Annotated in this window: 11 protein-coding genes; all 11 read right to left on the reverse strand. The window is 50.3% G+C overall.

The window, feature by feature from the left end:
• The 11 genes from I8J30_RS08800 to I8J30_RS08850 all read right to left on the reverse strand — a co-directional run bounded on the left by I8J30_RS08800 (nt 1) and on the right by I8J30_RS08850 (nt 17,120).
• Nucleotides 1–2,241, reverse strand: coding sequence for a DUF5696 domain-containing protein (locus tag I8J30_RS08800; RefSeq protein WP_210657250.1), 2,241 nt, complete (start codon nt 2,239–2,241; stop codon nt 1–3).
• A gap of 9 nt (nt 2,242–2,250) precedes the next feature.
• Nucleotides 2,251–2,895: a Yip1 family protein gene (locus I8J30_RS08805; protein ID WP_210657251.1), complete on the reverse strand. Its 645-nt coding sequence runs from the start codon at nt 2,893–2,895 to the stop codon at nt 2,251–2,253.
• Nucleotides 2,892–4,319, reverse strand: coding sequence for an SMP-30/gluconolactonase/LRE family protein (locus tag I8J30_RS08810; RefSeq protein WP_210657253.1), 1,428 nt, complete (start codon nt 4,317–4,319; stop codon nt 2,892–2,894). The genes I8J30_RS08805 and I8J30_RS08810 overlap by 4 nt, the downstream gene beginning before the upstream one ends.
• Before the next feature lie 12 nt (nt 4,320–4,331).
• Entirely contained in the window at nt 4,332–5,195 is an 864-nt protein-coding gene (locus I8J30_RS32955; protein ID WP_210657255.1) for a carbohydrate ABC transporter permease, read from the reverse strand.
• 14 nt (nt 5,196–5,209) lie between these two features.
• Nucleotides 5,210–6,160 carry a carbohydrate ABC transporter permease gene (locus I8J30_RS08820; protein WP_210657257.1) on the reverse strand — a complete coding sequence of 317 codons (951 nt, stop codon included), beginning with the start codon at nt 6,158–6,160 and terminating at the stop codon, nt 5,210–5,212.
• Nucleotides 6,161–6,188: 28 nt separating this feature from the next.
• On the reverse strand, nt 6,189–9,161 hold the full coding sequence (locus tag I8J30_RS08825; RefSeq protein ID WP_210657258.1) for an extracellular solute-binding protein: 2,973 nt from the start codon (nt 9,159–9,161) through the stop codon (nt 6,189–6,191).
• 75 nt (nt 9,162–9,236) lie between these two features.
• On the reverse strand, nt 9,237–10,640 hold the full coding sequence (locus I8J30_RS08830; protein WP_210657260.1) for an ABC transporter substrate-binding protein: 1,404 nt from the start codon (nt 10,638–10,640) through the stop codon (nt 9,237–9,239).
• Between the two features lie 183 nt (nt 10,641–10,823).
• Complete coding sequence (locus I8J30_RS08835) at nt 10,824–12,233, reverse strand: ABC transporter substrate-binding protein (RefSeq protein ID WP_210657262.1); 1,410 nt, start codon at nt 12,231–12,233, stop codon at nt 10,824–10,826.
• 68 nt (nt 12,234–12,301) lie between these two features.
• A complete protein-coding gene (locus tag I8J30_RS08840; RefSeq protein WP_210657264.1) occupies nt 12,302–14,056 on the reverse strand; it encodes a cache domain-containing sensor histidine kinase in 1,755 nt (584 codons plus the stop codon).
• 65 nt (nt 14,057–14,121) lie between these two features.
• Nucleotides 14,122–15,786, reverse strand: coding sequence for a response regulator transcription factor (locus tag I8J30_RS08845; RefSeq protein ID WP_210657266.1), 1,665 nt, complete (start codon nt 15,784–15,786; stop codon nt 14,122–14,124).
• A gap of 527 nt (nt 15,787–16,313) precedes the next feature.
• Entirely contained in the window at nt 16,314–17,120 is an 807-nt protein-coding gene (locus I8J30_RS08850) for an EcsC family protein (RefSeq protein ID WP_210657606.1), read from the reverse strand.
• Between the last annotated feature and the right edge of the window lie 245 nt (nt 17,121–17,365).

Here is a 17,365-nt window from a genome sequence, read left to right on the forward strand (position 1 = left end):
TTATCCCCCCTTAGGTACGACGATAAAGTTTTTATCCGGCACAAGATGACCGTCAATCTTGACCTCTCGCGGCGAATAATTGACGATTAATCGGCTGCCATCCTCGTAAACGACCTCATACACGTCCTTCTCCAGCTTGCGATGCTCGATCATCGTCTGCGACCATACCGGCTGAAGCTTCTCGCTCATCTCGTTATACTGATCGACCGCTTGATCGACCCAGTTGTGATAGGCTGAGCTGAACAAATCGCTGTAGTACGTGTCCTTCAGGTCCTCGGAATGTTTCTTCGTGAATTGGTAGTAAGGCATGTAGCCGTATTCCACCATCTTCAGGAACTGCAGCCTAGGATCATAAAATAAGTTCTGCGCATCGCCCGAATAAGGGATCAGCCCGTGCACGACCATTTGATAGAAGGGAATCGTTTCATCGGTGAAGAAATAGCCGCTGTCTTCCATTGGAATGCTGAACAAACGGGACGATGACGGGATCGTATATCCGTTGCCCCCGATTGCGGCTGCCGCGCCAAACTGATCGACCGATTTGCCCATCATTTCCAGCCACTTGGAAGCCGTTCCCTCTCGGGTCAGCGGGTAAGCCTTATTGTAGTCGTAGTAGTCCGTATACCCGATGCCGTCGAAATTAATGCCGGTAACAGCCAGTTTGCCGAGAGGATCCAGCACCTTGTCTTGAAACCGTTCGTTTTGCTTGCCCGCGTTCAAGTAGAAGAGCTCGCTATACCGATCCGTGACCGCAAAATGATTGGCTCCGACAACGACATCGCTGCGCGTGGAGAAGCCGTCGACGCCCTTCCAGGCCATGATGTAATTGTCCTGCAGAAACAGCTGGTAGTTATTCGCCTTCGTATACTCGCTTAATTGCTTCAATCCGCTCTTTCCACCTAATTTCGAGGATGGTTTATAGCCGGACGGATACTCCAAGTACCCTTCATTCGTCCAGCCCAGCAGATTGGCGGAGATGTTCTTTACCCCCCGCTTCGTCAAATCCTCCATGATTTGCCGCGCTTCCTCAAAGGTCGTCGTAGGAATGAAATGATCGAACAGAATTTGGCCTTCCTTAATGCCCATAAGCAAATCCAGTCCGAACGGAATCGGTTCTCCCTTCTTGATGCGCGGAGCGATCCCTTTCTCGTCGATTAGATATTGCCGATAGGCTGAAGCCATATGGCTGTAATCTGCTTCATTGCCGCTGAAGAACACATAACGGATGGTATGATCCTCCCGCAGCAGCTCCTTCTCCGGCTTCTTGGTTAAGTTGCCATCCTTCTTAACCGCCTCATATTCGCGCCTATAGACAAGCTCCGAGGATACGCGGTTCATATTGATCAAGTACCCGCTTGGCGAATAAAGAATGTTCGCATCGTACTCGCCCTTCGTGATCATGCCGAGGAACGCATTCTCGTTCACCTTCAAGCCGAATATAGGGAGCAGTGCATTCTGCTGCCGCTGATAGTTGTTGAATGAGATCGTATCCGAACCGTATACGCTCGCGCGATAGGGATTCAAATAATTCGGATGGTTGGACTTAAAGGTCGACAGCGCGCCGGGACCATCCGGATATATCGCATAGCCTTGCTCATGATCCATGGCGGCTCCGAAGAACGGAAGCGGCGAAATCGCCATCAGCCAATTGTTTTTGGCCTCTTGAATGGATTGGCCGGGAACGGTGACCTCGAGCGCATTCCCTTTCAATTCGAAGATCATATCGAAACTGATCTGAAGTCTTGGCAGCTCGTAGTGGACGGATATTCCGTTATCGAGCTCTGTCGCCTTAATCTTCGGCTGTTCGATAACCGAGTTCGTCTCCTGCGTTTCAAGCGCCGGCAAATTCGGATCCGTAAACGTCATGTGGAAGATGGACTGACTGCTGGCGGTCCATAGATCATTGCCTTCCGCTGCTGCATCCTGAAGCGGAACAGCCGATTGCCACAAGTAGCCGTTGCTCTTGTCCTTGACCGCAATCGCGGAATCGGATGAACGGAACAGCAGCTCAAGCCGGTCGGTTTCCGCAACCTTCTCGAACGCCGTCGGTGACTGCGGCGCTGCATCGCCGGCAGGCGCATCGGACGCAGCCTCCACGACTTCATTCTTCGGCTTCATTTCCAGCTGCGCGCGAGCTATGGCGCTCTTAAGCGAGGGCAGGGCAAGGATGACCAGAAGCACCACAAGGACGGCAACAAATGCTGTATAGTACATTCTTCGATTGGCTATTCTCGTAATCATGGTACCCCCTTAATTCTCCCATAAGTATCGGATTTCAATGGAGACTTCACGTACGAATTGCAGGACATGATTCGTCAGGGAGAAGACGAGACCAACCGTTCCCCAGAAGGTAATGAAAGCAAATATAGACAGCAGGAGAACGCCAACCGATTTCTTAAAGGAATAATCATTCAGCACCTTCAGCTGGATGAAGATGAGCAGCGCGACCCATAACCAAATGAGGAGATTAATGCTGTTATAGAGACCCAGCTCACCTCTTGATAACACTAAGGAAATCGCAGCGAGCGGAATCGCAAATACGATGTACGGAATGAGTGCGTAGGACATCGCCGTTAAGATTTGGCTGAAATACGCTTCGCCGTCCATAATCGCCGTAATCAGATAACAAGCGATAACCCCCGATAGCAATGGCACCACGAAACGGATGATTTCCAAGTTCAAATCGGCGTATTCGGGCTGTAAGGACGTAATATGGAAGCTGGTCATATAGATCGTTACGATTCGGACACACAAGGTGAGAAGAATGAGCACAAAAGCCGACATCAGATGTTTGTTCTTCTGAAGCTCCTCATAGGCGTCCACCGGATGAAAGAGGATGGCTACCCCGAGCCGCAGCGAACGCATTCCGGACTGTTTCACAGCTGTTGCATTCAATAGCCATACCTCCTTATGACGGTGTTTGTAATGCGAATCATGAATCTCACTATCAGATAGATCACATAGACGATGAGAACGGCGGCGATGAGAATCCATCCGAGATATTGGCGCATGAAGTCATGCCGGTACTCGGCGAATGCCTTTGAATACCCATCCTGATCTTCGCCCAGTTTAAATTCCTTCATGGCCTCTTTCCACTTCTCTTCTTTCATCAACGCCTTGGCCACGCCGCGATGGGCTAACGGGTAGTTCTCATCGATTTTCAGCACTTCTTTCCAAGGGACTAATGCTTCTTGGTATCGTCCGTTGTAATGCAGCTGACTGGCTTCATGGACGAGCTCCGCAAATCGCGTCGGCTTGAACATTTGAATGTTGTTCCGATCCCGGTCGAGCACGTAGATCGTGCCCGCTTTATCGACGACGATGCTGGACGGATATTCAAACCTGCTCTTCGCATCGCCTTGTCCTCCGAATACGGCCAGCAAGTTGCCCTCTTGATCGTACTGATAGATCTTCCGCGACATCGCATCCAGCGCATTGATAATGCCGTACTGATCGATGGCTAAATCGGCAAAATAGGGACGCTCCAATGTTCCGCTTTCAATCGACGATTCACCGAAAAACTTCTTGGTGTAGATGTTCTCGCCCATGGCATTGAACTTCTTGATTTGATCCCCATCGCTCAGCACGGTTGGCGCATAGATGAATCCCTTACTGTCCATCGTCATATTGGAATTCTGCTGCGGGACCGCATTGTTCAGCTGCTCCCTCTGCTCGGGCGTGGCCAGTAGCCGAATAAGGAGCTTCTTCCAATCGAAAGGAACGCGGTTGGCTCCGATATAGCCTCGAAACCGGTTCATGGCGTCAATCATCATAAAGCCGCTGTAGTCGGTCTTATTCAGCACGTACAAGTAACCGCGCCGATCCATAATGACTTTATCCGGAGCGAATTCCAAATCCTCGCTTAGCAAGGACGACTCCGGCTTGACGAATTCTTCGACCAGCTTTCCTTCCGGCGACAAATGGATGACCTTGCCGCTGCCGGTGTCCGCTACGAACATATCGCCCAGGCTATCGACGAATATGCCGCTTGGCTGGTCAAGCTCGACGCCTTGCTCCTTGCCGAATATGCCCAGCACTTTCCCGTCGCTGCTTAATTTCACGATCCGATTGTTATCCGTATCCGCGACATACAGCTGCCCCTTCTCGTCGATAAACAAATCGCTTGGTTTATTTAAGCCGGGCTCACCCACATCCAGAATGACATTGTCTACCGTATAGGTGAGCGGAATCGGAATTTTATAGCCATACATCGGATCAAGGGTATACGACATTTGCGGCAGTGCATTGGCGGCGGGCAAAGCTCCAAGCAGAATAAGCAGACAGCAGCCGATTATGCTTGCTGATATACGTTTGATCATCGTGTCCGCCCCCTAAGATTTGATCCCGGAATGAACCATCGTGTTCATGATAAGCTTCTGAAAGAGCAGGAAGATTAAGATAGGCGGAAGCGTGATCAAGAAGGTCCCTGCGGCAAGTGCGCCGGATCGCGCGACAACCCCCGGACCCCCGGCAAGCGTTTGGATCGCCAGCGGCAGCGTCTTCATGGTTTCGCTTGTCGTAAAAACAAGCGCGGAGAAATAATCATTCCAGTTGCCGATGAAGGTGAAGATGATCAAGGTTGCCCAAGCCGGTTTACTGACCGCCATGATGACGCGCCAGAAGATCTTCCACTCCGATGCTCCGTCGATATGCGCAGCTTCGATTAACGCATCGGGGATTTGATCGAAGAACTGCTTCATCAAGAAGATATTGAAGGCAACCGCGACCTTCGGCAGTATTAACGCCCAGTACGTGTTGACCAGACCTAGGTTAGATACGATCAGGTAGGTCGGGATTTGCGTCACCTGCGGCGAGAACATCAGTGCCGAGAGGATAACGGCGAAGATGAAGCCCGCTCCCGGAGGCTTAAACTTGGACAGCACGTAGGCGCCCAAGCTGCACACGAACAAACTTGCCGCTACGATGGTAATCGAAACGAATACGCTGTTGAAGATATATCGGGAGAAGGGCACAATCGAGCTGTCCGTCGCGGTTAGCAGATCATAGAAGCTGCGCATCGTAGGCTTCTGCACGAAAAATCTCGGCGGATATAGGAACAGCTCATCAAGCGGCTTGAAGGCGGTTGAAACCATGTAAATGATCGGCATGGCCGTAAAGCCAACCAGTGCGATCATGACCAGGTACAACAATCCCCTATTAAAGCGGGCCGCAAATTTCGCATAGTTTACCGTCACGTCCTTTGGCCCCCTTATTGATCCTTGGATGATAATAGCTTCATCACGATTCGCCCTAATCCGAAGGTTAGGAAAAACAGGAATACCGCAATGGAAGACGCGTATCCGAGCTCGAACCGAATGAACGCATAATCAAAGAGATGCGAGATAATGGTATGTCCTGCGTAGTTCGGGCTTGGCATGCCCGCGATCGCCACGGCGATGTCGAATACGCCGAAGGCGGCTACGATGGAATTGACCGCGCCGAACAGCAGCTGCGGCTTCATCAAGGGCAGCGTAATAAACCACAGCTCTTGGAATCGGCTGGATATGCCGTCAATGGATCCCGCTTCGTAGAGCTCGGGCGAAACATTCTGCAAGCCCGCAAGGAAGACCAGAAAGCCGGTCCCCATGCTCATCCATAAGGAAACGATGATGATCACCGGCATGATCGTATCCGGGTCGGTCGTCCACAGGATCGGTTCGCTGATCATGCCCCAGCTGAGCATCCAGTTGTTCAACAATCCGTAACGGTCACCCGAGAAAATATAAAGCCAAACGATCGATAACGCGATACCGCTCGTGATCGACGGCACGTAGAAGGCGAGCGAGAAGATCATTTTGGCCCGCAGCGTGTTGATGACCCACGCGAGCAGAAAGGAGAGACAGTAGCTCAGCGGACCTGCAATGACCGCGAATATAAACGTATTCTTCAATGATTTGATGAAAATATCGTCTTCCAGGAACAAGACGCTGTAATTCGAGAGTCCGATCCACTTCGCCGGCTGCAGCATGTTGTAATAGGTGAAGCTCAGATAGACCGATTGAACGACGGGAATCACCGTAAAGACGATGAACAGAATGAGGAATGGGCTTAGAAATAAGTAACCCAGCGCAGCCTTCCTGCCTGCCGAGGTTAATTTGAACCGGCTTACCTTCTGCGCTTTCAGCTGAAGCGGACGATTCACTTCCACACTGCTTTGCATACCGCTCCTCCTTCTCGAGCCTTCACCGCTAGTCCGGCGTGAATCCGAACTCTTTTTGCTTGGCTCTAAGCTCTTTGTTGATATCCTTAACGCCTTGCTCCAGCGACTCTCTTATATTCATGCCGCCCAGAACGACGCGGTTCCAAGCATTGTCGATGTTCCGCGGCGTAAAGTATCCGCCGAGCACATACGGCTGTTCCTTGTAATACTTCAATTGCTCCGTTAAGGCCTTCAAGTCATCCTCCGGCCAAGGCAGCTGCGAGAACGCCTCCATATTCGCCGTGTTCCAGCGGGCTTCGACGCCGAGCAGCGCTTCCAGCTCTTGCGCGAATTGCACCTGACTGTCCTTGCTCGTCCACCACTTCAGAAACTCCCATGCTTCCTTCTGATGCTTGGATTGCTTGAAGATGGCTACCGATTGCGCAACCCCGCCGCTCGTACGGTCAATCTTGCCTTCTTGATTCACATGCCCCGGCGAAGGCGCCACGCCCCAGCGGCCGATTAGCTCAGGCGCTGCCGTAGACAGCAAGACATAGGTCAGGTAGTCGGCAATCCCAATCGGCATTTCCCCGGTACGGAACCGGTTGAAGAAGTTCGCGGCAACCGGAAATTTATAATTGGTGTACAGCTCCGTCCATTCCGTAAAGGCTTGGAAGGCTTCAGGAGAATCAAGCGCAGACTTCGCTCCGCTCTCTTGATAGAATTCGCCGCCGTTCTGATAGAGGAACGGCATGAAGCCGAGCGATGAAATCGGGTAATACATCTGCATCCCGTTCTGCTGCAGGATGGGCAGCATGGCATACGTCTCATCCCAGGTTTGGGGAACGTTCACGCCAAGTTCCTTCAAGATATCCTTGCGATAGACCAGTACGTTGAAATCCTGCGTTTCCGGCAGCGCATAATTCCCGCCGTTGTAGCGGAACGGAATCAGCGAGCCCGCAAGAAACCGTTTGCTGACTTCCTCGTAATCCGGAAACTGGGATAAATCCACGGCAGCGTCCCTAATCGCAAATTCAACGGGTAAATGCGAATCGACGCCGGTTGCGACATCCGGCGCTTTGCCGGAGCTAGCCGCAAGCAGCAGCGTATTGACGGAACCTGAATTAAGCTGTCCGGCCGGGAGCGTGTTCACGTTGATGTGTATCCCGGTCTTCGGCGTAAATTCTTCCTCCGCCATTTCCTTCATAATTTCCGCCCACTCTTTACCCCGCGAAACCCATACCTCGATAACCGGGCCTGTTTCTTGTGCCGGCTGGTCCTTGTCGTAGACGTTGCCGACGCCGGTGTAGTCCTTCGTAAAGGAGGCGATGAAATTCTTAAGCGTACTGACGGACTTTTGCAGGAAATTCGATTTCACCTTCGGATATTTCGTATCCGGCGAACTGATCAGCAGGTAGTCCAGAACGAGCGGCACATTCTGCAAGCCCATCAGCAGCGTGCTTAAATTGGTCTGACTGTTGCTGAGCTCCGAAATTTGCCTAGGAATCGAATCGGGATTGTTGATCATTTTCTCGAACGTATGATTCATCATGCGAAGACTGTTTACCGTACTCGGTTCTTTCTCCGATATGGCATTCAGTGCATCCATCTGAACCAGCAAATCATCGGCAATCGTCTTCAAATCCTCAACAAGCTTGGGTATCTTCTTCCCCAGCTCATATTCGAAATTGGGATCCGGCGTCGGTCCGGTGACCATGATAATGCGTCTGTAAAGATCGGATAACTTCTGCGTATCCGCCGTTAAGTTCTCGACAATCGACTGATAGGGTCCGACAACCGCAACCATCGTGATGGTATGCTCGCCTGCTGTGAGATGCATGAGCATGGGCTGCGCTTCTCCGTCTTCATTGTCTTGATGAAGAGTCTCGATTCGCCAGTTTCGGGAGTAAGAGAACGGATACTCCGCCAGCTCTTGAAACGGAACCTTCCCATCTATAAGAATTTGGCGATAAGACGGTAATCCATCGCCCCACCATTGTCCAAATTTCATGCCGATCTTATATAATCCATCCTTCGGGACCGAGAACGTCCACGAAGCCTTCTGTCCGCCTTTTCTCCAGCGCCAGTCGCCGAATGCATTCAGTAGTTTCGTACCGTTTCCGGCGGGCTCCATTAAAGGATCGCCATTGGATTCTCTGCGAATCGTCGGATCGGATTTCATCGGATTGTTCTCCGCTTGCACTTTCACGTTTACTTGCTGGACCGGCTCTAAGCCTTGTGTTTCGTAAGCCTGCTCGACTTCGTGATAACCCGGTAATTGCTCCGGCGACTTCACTCGTATTTCGTCCAGTGCCATACCTTCAACCAAATAATTCATGCGAATAACGTGTTTGCCTGCCCCGAAGTAGAATTGAAAGGGCTCCGAGTACAGACCGTTTCCATCCGTAATCGCGGTTTCCATCCAGATCGGCTTCTCGATTTGTTTCGGCCGAACGTCATCCCCTTGATTGTTCTGAAGCGGATTGCCTTGATCCATCCAGTTGCGGGTAAAATAGATTCGCTGCGCCTCGCGGAAAGGACTTTGCCCATCGATGAGCAGCTCGCGCTGAATCGGCAGTCTCTTCCCGGCTAGCGGATAATAGCTCGCTGCGAGGTTATAAAGTCCATCCTGCGGAACCTCAATGGTCCACTCCAGCCACTCCGTATCCTTCTCCCAGACCAGGGCGGATGAATTTCCTTCGACCGCTTGATTACTCGGCTTGCTGCCGCCGAACGCCGAATAGTGATCGGCTTTCAGGCTGACCTCGAATGACTCGGCCGGCTTATAGCCTTTCTCCTTATAGACATCCAACGTTTTTCCATAGGTTGGCTGCAAGATATCGTCAACGGACATATCCGTTAAATCCGCTTGCGGAACGCCCTGATTCTGATTGCGATCCCGTAATCGCTCGCTGGCATAAGATTGCATCGTATCGCCAAAGGTGACCGAAAGAACAAGAAAGGTGATCCATATCAGCATGACTTTCTTCCATCTCCGTGCATCATTCCAATGCCATTTCAACAATGCTCACCTCTTTGTCATTCAGTTCAATAGGAAGGGGCAGCACCGGCTCCTGCCCCAAACGTTCCTATGCATCTATTTGCCTGTCAGTTTCTTGAGTTCGTTGTCTACATTCTTCTTCGCTTCATCCAGCAGCTTCTTCGGCTCGCCTTTCCCGTTTAGCGCCGCATCCGAAGCCTTGAATGTCTCATCCCACAATTTCTGACCTGCAGGGGTAACCGGACGGGTATGCGCGATTTCCATCAGACCGACGAATACCTTCAATCTTTCTTTTTCCGTGATCTTGAGCTCCTCGTTCACTTTCGGCATCGCCGTTATATCGTTGCCTGCATCTGCGCGTTTCCCCCAGAGCAGCGTACCGTCGTAACCGGCGATGAATTTAAGCAGCTCCCATGATTCTTTCGGATGTTTAGCTCCCTTCGGCATGACCCACGACCAGCCGCCTGCCCAAGTGGTTTGCGCATATCCGTCTTCGGAAGGCATAGGCGCGACTCCCCATTCAAAGGTCGGTTTAACCTTGGCGTTACTGGTCAAATCGTTCAGGATCCAGTTGCCGTCGAACACGAATCCGACTTTGCCTGTCCAGAACGGGTTGATTCCCGTTTTGCCCATTACGTCATTGAACTTGTTGATTTTAGCCATGTCGTACTTCTTCGCATAGCCGGCCATCCACTCCAGTGCTTTCACGATCTGCGGATCGTTTGGCGTTAACTCCTCACCCTTTGCCCATTCTCCGCCGAAGTTCCAGCCTTGCGTATATAGGAAGCCTTGATTCATCCATGGAATAAAGCCGACTTGTTCGTATCCGCTGCTCGTTTTCTTAAAGATCTTCTCTGCTGCCGCATCAAGCTCGCTGATCGTAGTCGGCGGCTTCTCCGGATCAAGGCCTGCTTCTTTCATCAATGTTTTGTTGTAATACATCGCGCGGTTATCCGTGCCGAACGGCATCGCATATAGCTCGCCTTTATAATTGCCTTCAGCCCAGACGCTCGGATAATAATCGTCTGCGCTTACTTCGCCATCGATTTCAAGGTAGGGATTCAAGCTCTCCAGCGAGCCTTTTGCCGCCCAAGCGCCTGCCATGAAACGATCAAGAAGCGCTACGTCCGGCGGCGTGCCTCCGGCAATCAATGTCGTTAATTTCTCGATTCCTTGCTCGGCAATGTATTTCACTTTAATATTCGGATGCTGCTTCTCAAATTCGCTGAGTACGATCTTCGTGTAATCCGTCTGGAACTTGCCGCCCCAGCCCCAGAAATCGAGTGTTACTTTCTCACCGCTGTCTTGGCTTGCCGTATTGTCCGGGCTTTCCGTATTGTCAGGACTTGTTGTTGTCGATGCGTTGTTCGCCTCGGTTGTGTTCGTGGTGTCCGTTCCATTCTCTCCATTCGTTCCCCCGCAGCCTGTCAATACCAAACTTACCGAAAGTGCAGCAATGAAAAACTTAATCATGCCCGGTTTCAAAGCTAGAGCCTCCATACGCTTGTCTCCTCCTATTAACTCGTTTTACTGAATATTCGCTACACGTTCTCAGTGTAAACGCTTTTATTTCCGGTCGTAACGAGACAGCTTTTGCATTTGGTGTACTATTTTGACTTCATTTGGTTTTTTAAGTAAAAAAAAGAGAGGCTATCTCGTTCGATAGACTCTCCGTTCAATTGTTTATAACGTGTTAGGCTCCGGATGCTCCGTCTTGCTGCGTTCCTCGGACTTCACTTCAATCATGTGAGCATCGAGTCGTCGCTTCAATTCAGACAGCAGCGCTTTCGGCTCCCCTTGCAAATTGACAGCCAGCTTCTGCACCAGGTACAGCTCTTCCCACATGTAACCGCCTATCGGCGATACCGGACGAATATAAGCATGCTCAAGCAGATTGACGAATACCTCCAGGTTACTCTTCTTGTCCAAGCCCAACTTCTTGTTCACTTCCGGAATGCTGCTCAGATCATAGGTTTGGCCGCGGCCTGCCCACAGAAACCCTCCTTCTTTCCCCGCCGCATATTTGATAAACCGCCAAGCTTGTTCTTTGTGCTTGGCTCCTTTGGGCATGGCGAACGACCAACCTCCTGCCCAAGTCACCGCTTGGTCGCCTTGCTCGGTAGGCATCGGCGCAATGCCCCATTCGAAATTCACGTCATCCATATCGTTAAGCAGCCAATTGCCTTCATAAATGAAGCCGACCTTGCCGGATGTGAATGGATTTGCGCCGGACTGCCTGATCGCATCCGAGAAGCTTGCCAGCTTCTTCGCGTCGTACTTCTTGGCATAACCCTGCATCCACTCCAATGCTTTGATGTTCTCGGGATCGCTCGGTGTCAACTCTCCATTCTTCTCCCATTGACCGCCGAAATTCCAGCCATGCGCATATAAGAAGCCTTGTGCCATCCAAGGGACAAAACCCACTTGCTCGTAAGTGCCCTTTTTATTTTGGATGAACATTTTCTCCGCCATGGCATCTAGCTCGGCAATCGTCGTCGGCGGCTTATTGGGATCAAGGCCGGCTTCTTCCATCATCGTTTTATTGTAAAGCATCGCTCGGCTGTCCACGTTCCATGGCAGGGCGAACGTTTTATTGTTATATTGCGTTTCCGGCCATATGTTCCGATAGTAGATCCGAGCCATGTCATCGCGAATCACATCGCTCGACAAATCCTCCAAAGCGCCCATCGCTGCCCATTCGCTGACCAGGAAACGGTCGATCATGGCGACATCCGGTGCTCTGCCTCCTGCAATTGCCGTTAGCAGTTTATCGGATGCCTGCGAATTATCCGAATTCTCGACAAACCTCATTTTGACCTTGATATCCGGGTTCGCCTTCTCGAACGGCACGACGACCGTATCGTGAAATTCCTGCTGAAATCCCCCTCCCCAGGGGAACCAGAAGCTTATCGTTACGGGGGCGCTGCCATGCTTTACGTTGCTTTTGGAATCGCGCTGCGAATCCGTCAGCCCCGAAATGGCTTCCGAACTTAATCTGGTCCCTTTGATAAATAAGGTACTCGACATGATGACGATGATCATGAGGGCAAGCATGAACGAAACAAGCTTCTTATGGCTTAAAAGCATTTTCATCGTGACCTACATCCTCTCTTCCATTCTCGCGAAATCAGTTACTTCCACTGCCCTATTGCTTCGAGCGTTCAGCCGGCATGTTTGTTTTGATTTCTCTTGGTGAGCGGGATCGTCATCATGACTTCGGTGCCAACGCCAAACTTGCTTTGTATCTCGATTCCATATTGAGCGCCGTAAGCGATATGAATCTGCGAATTAATGTTCCGCAAGGCGAAATTATTGTATTCTTCGGACCCTTTGCCGCCCAGAATCAGCTGCAGATCGGAAAGCTTGTCTGCCGCAATTCCCGCGCCATCATCCGTTACCTTAAACTTCAGGCAGTCGTCTTCATGGATAAAAGCGACATCAAGCCGGCCTTTACCCGACTTTTTCTCCAGCCCATGATAGATCGCGTTCTCCACAAGCGGTTGGAAAATGTATTTCAACACCGTATACTTCTCAAGCGAATCGTCTACATGCAAATGAAGCGAAAACTTGTCCTGATAGCGAATCTTCTGGATCATGATATAGCTGTCCAGCAGCTGTACGACCTCGCTGACGGATACCTCATCCCTGCCTTCGTTCAAGCTGACCCGCAAATACTTGGACAATCCGAATATCATCGTACTAATGTCGTCCACCTTGTGAATACGGGCAATCCAATGAATCGAATCCAGGGTATTGTATAGGAAATGAGCATTAATCTGAGAACCCAGCATCTTGAGCTGAAGCCCCTGCTCAAGCAGCTTCTGCACGTAGAGTTCATTAATCAATTCCTTGATGCGTGCGACCATTCGGTTAAAATGAGTGAACAGATAGCCAAATTCATCCTCGCGCTTGTCTTCGATGCGAGCGTCGAAATCACCGTTTTCGGCTCTGCGCATGGCACGGATCATCTTCTGGAGCGGCCGATGGACCGTCGAAGCAATAAAGATTGCGAGCAAGATGCCGATGCAGGCGAACGCCAGCCCAAGAGAAAGGATATACCACCGCAAACTGCCTGCTTCCTTTATTAAATCGGCGCCAAGCAGCATGCCAACCAGCGTCCAATTACTCGACTCCAAGCGATTGTAAACAACCAGCATCTGCTCCCCGTCCATGGGCGTGCTGATTATCCCTTGATTCTCGTCCCCCAGCGGAACACCAAGCATGCTAGAGAGGCGGTTCCCATCCTTATCTCCAATGATCTCCCCTTCTGCATCGACAATGACATTCATGCCCGATCCGTTGTAATCGATTTCCGACAGAATCTCGATGATCTCCGTCGGATCGATTTCATAGACGAGCACGCCAATGATTTCGCCGCGGGTCGTAAAGGTTTTCTCCGCTCGGCCAAAGCTGAATACCGGATTAGTGTCGCCGCTTCTAATGAGGGAAGGACGGATGCCAAAATATACGACCTCGCCGTCAGCCTCCCGAATTTGCTTATACCAGTCTTCCTCCATAAAGTTATTCGAGTAAGCATTATACGCGGGAAAAGAAGTCTTGGGCGAATAATGATAGGAGAAGCCCTTCTCGCCCAGCAAATAGATATCATTGACGTCGTTTCTTGAATTCACCAGATTCGATAGAAAAGCCGTATTCGCATCATTATTCCGGATCTGCTCTGTCTCATTCGGGAACTTTCCGATCAGCTGTTTCTGAATCTCCTCGTTGCCAACGACCTGAAGGGAACGATCCTCGTATCCTTCCAAGAGATTATCGATCCGTTTGCTCATCTGCTGCACGTTCTGAAGCGCCATTCCACCGATTTTGTTCTCCATCAGCTCAGCGGATTTATCATAGAAGAGATAGCCCATCACGGTAATAATAATCAGCACGCTGGCTACGAATAACACAAACACTTTCACCCCCACAGTAGGGAGCTTCAACTTTCCAATGAGTGGCCGTATGATGAAATCCCTCGCTTCTAGGCGCCGTAGTTTCGAAATTGGGCAGGGGTGATCCCTTCCGATTCCTTAAAGGTTTTGACAAAATGACGAAAGTCTTTATAGCCTACCGATTCCGCAATCTCGTAAATCTTAAGCGGCGTCTGCTCGAGCAGCTCTTTCGCTTTCGCAACTCGAATGCGAATGAGATAGCGGCTCAGCGTTTCGCCAACCTCAGCGTGAAATACCCTGCTGAAATAGGACGGATTCATATAGATCGTTTCGGCGACTTTATTGAGGCTGATGCCATGATGGTAATTATCGTGTATGTAGCGCAGGGCGATCTCGATTGTATTGCGCTGCCCGGATCCGGACGGAGCTCTGTCTCTTTTCAGAAAGGCACTGATTATCGCATTCTTCCAATTAGCAAGCGTACAGCGGTACAGCTCTAGCTTCTGTTGATGGGTAACGATGCTTGCTTCCGCATGCTCTCTCGCCAAGAACAGCTCTTGCCATTTGGATAGGAGTGCTCCGATATACATGTTCATCTCACATCTAACGGCAAGGGCGGACGTCTGCTTAACAAGCTCTTGAATGAGCGCTGTCTGCTGGTCAAGCAGATCGGTCAGTTTTCCTTCGTCCTTCAGCTTAATGGTATGAAGAATACGATTCATCCACGCCGCATCGAGAGCCTCGGCTTTCATCGCAATGGAAGGTACGCCGGCGGTAAACAAGACCGTTTGTTTTCCTATAGCGGCTCCGACATCCGAACCCGCAGGACCATAAACAAGACCAGGACCGTTTATTACATATTTCGCACTGTTTGTAAGCGCTTCCCTAAAAGCGAAAACCAGTTGTTTACTCTCTCCCGTGCTGCTGATGCCAATGCTGATTTGAATGCCCAGTACTTCAAGCGCGCCTTCAATAACCAGCTCTGCGCAGCGGTATGCTTCCCTATCCGGGTTAGCCGTCTCCTTCTCCCAAGAGATCATAAGCGCTACATCCGCATACTCATTCTCTTGCAATAGACAGGCCGCGCATGATAGGCCCGCTTCATGGAAGACCTCCTCCATGAGCTTTCCAAGCGCGTATCTTAGCAGGGAACAGTCTCTCTCGCACATGTCCCGCTCCCCCCAATCATGGACAACGGCAGACAGAACAAGAAGTCGATTCGGGTTCAAATCAATTCGAAGCGCCTTCCATGTAGACATTACATCCTGATCTGTCATGGGCTGGGTCAAACACATTTCCAAGTGCTTCTGCCGGGCAAGGGGCAAGCTCTCTCTGACACGACCCGAAAGCTCCTCCAGCCGGAAGACGAGCTCTCTCTGTTTCAAAATCTCGTAAATGCATCGCTCAATAATCTCCATGAGCACCTTTTCCTCAATGGGCTTGAGAATATAATCGAAGGCACCCAGCTTCACTGCTTTCTGGGCATAAACGAAGTCACTAAACCCGCTGATAAATATAACCTTTATGTCCAAGCCTCTTCGCTCGATTTCCTCGATTAATTCCATTCCGTCCATGGTGGGCATTCTTATATCAGAGATGATGATGTCCGGAACATTCGAATCGATCAGCTTCAGCGCCTCGCATCCGTCCTCGGCATCGCCGATGAATCGAATGCCGTGCGAGCCCCAGTCGATCGTCTGTTTCAATCCTTCACGAATCCAGCGCTCATCATCAACGACCATCAGTTTTATCACTTTATTGCCCCCTTCGATCAAACGTCCCACATCTAAGCGGACTTTGACTCTCATATTACCGAAGCAGGGGAAGTAATTTAAGGTTGTTATTTTTGGATTTGGTGTATTATTTTTACCTAGCATGATTCTTCCGCATAAGTTCCTTAAATTGAAATAATCCCCATCACATTATTATACAATAACATTACAAAGAGGTCGTTATTTGTCGGAATCTTGAAGTGTTCTTTAGCGAAAACTAAGCACAAAAAGGCCAACCCGGGGTAAGTACCTGGTTGACCTAACATAGCTTTCAATGCTATTTTCCGCGGAATGCTAAGCAATCCCTATTGGGTTCTTGAACAACGTGTCTGCATGATCGCTCAGGCTCTGCTATGAATTAACCAATTTTTTCTGTGCATAATAACGCCATGATGACTCATGTCCGACTTCTATGAATCAGCCGGATTTTATTTCATTTACGCGTATGTCCCGCTTTTGTTTGTACTTACCCGCTTCAGAAAAACAGGAAAATCCTCGTGAATAAATCCTCAACCCTCGCTCAATTTCTCCAGTATTCTACGCTTCCGGTACATCATTTTGCCTGTTTCGGCGACATCCTGTAAGGTCGATCGGTTCAGATAAGCTCCGAATAACATACCTGCGATCGGAATCATCTGGAACAGCTTTTTCCAGCCGAAATTGTCTCTGTACGTGAGCATGACCTCGCGCCAGCCTTGCAGCTGGGACATGACCTGACCGCTCCGTTCACCGGATTGGAACACGGCGAGATCATCCAGAATCGCTTTCTTGCCGACGATATCGGCGGAGGAAAACTGCAAGCATTTGACGATAAAGACCCGCTCTGTCTGTTCGGTCGGGTCATAGCCGTAGCTGATCGCAACCTCCTGCAATGCCTTCAGAGAAATGCCGAGCAGGAGCGGAATGTCGATGGCAAGCGTGAAAATCCCGCCGAATCCCGTTGTCGCACCTTGCACCGTCGCCGTCTTGCTGCCGGATTGGATAATGCGATCGGCCATCTCATCCATTCGACTTAGCGGAAGATGACCGATTCGATCTAAGGCAACGGCCTCATCCCGCTCTGCATTCGGGAAAAATTTGCGGTACATCTGCTCCTTGCTGATCAGATATCGACCGCCGCTCTGGACATAGCTTCCGAGCTCATCGAGCGCAGTTCCGATTTTATCCTGAATGAACTTTGGCGTGATTCGGTCCAAGATCGCAAAGGGCAGCCTGCCGAGCTTCTCCCAGAAGAAAAGCCCTTTCTGATCTTGCTCCCATCGTTCAATTTGCTTTAATTCCGTTCTTAAATATTCTGCCGTTTCTATATTCGTCATCATGGAGTGGACACCTCGTCTGGAATTTTTCTTTTGCCATACATACTGTAAAAAGCACCGCGACGTTTCAACTTTATTCATACCACATCCATTGGCCCACTTCCTAATTATCCAACTAACATAAATATGTAACACTAATCTAAGCTGCTGCACATAGAAACAGGCCGCCCGAGAAAGCGTCGGCAGCCACTTATCTTGTCTATGCTTCATGAACATAACTTTAACGGTTGCCCGCATGGCTATTT

The sequence above is a fragment of the Paenibacillus lignilyticus genome, assembly GCF_017942085.1.
Classification (GTDB): domain Bacteria; phylum Bacillota; class Bacilli; order Paenibacillales; family Paenibacillaceae; genus Paenibacillus_Z; species Paenibacillus_Z lignilyticus.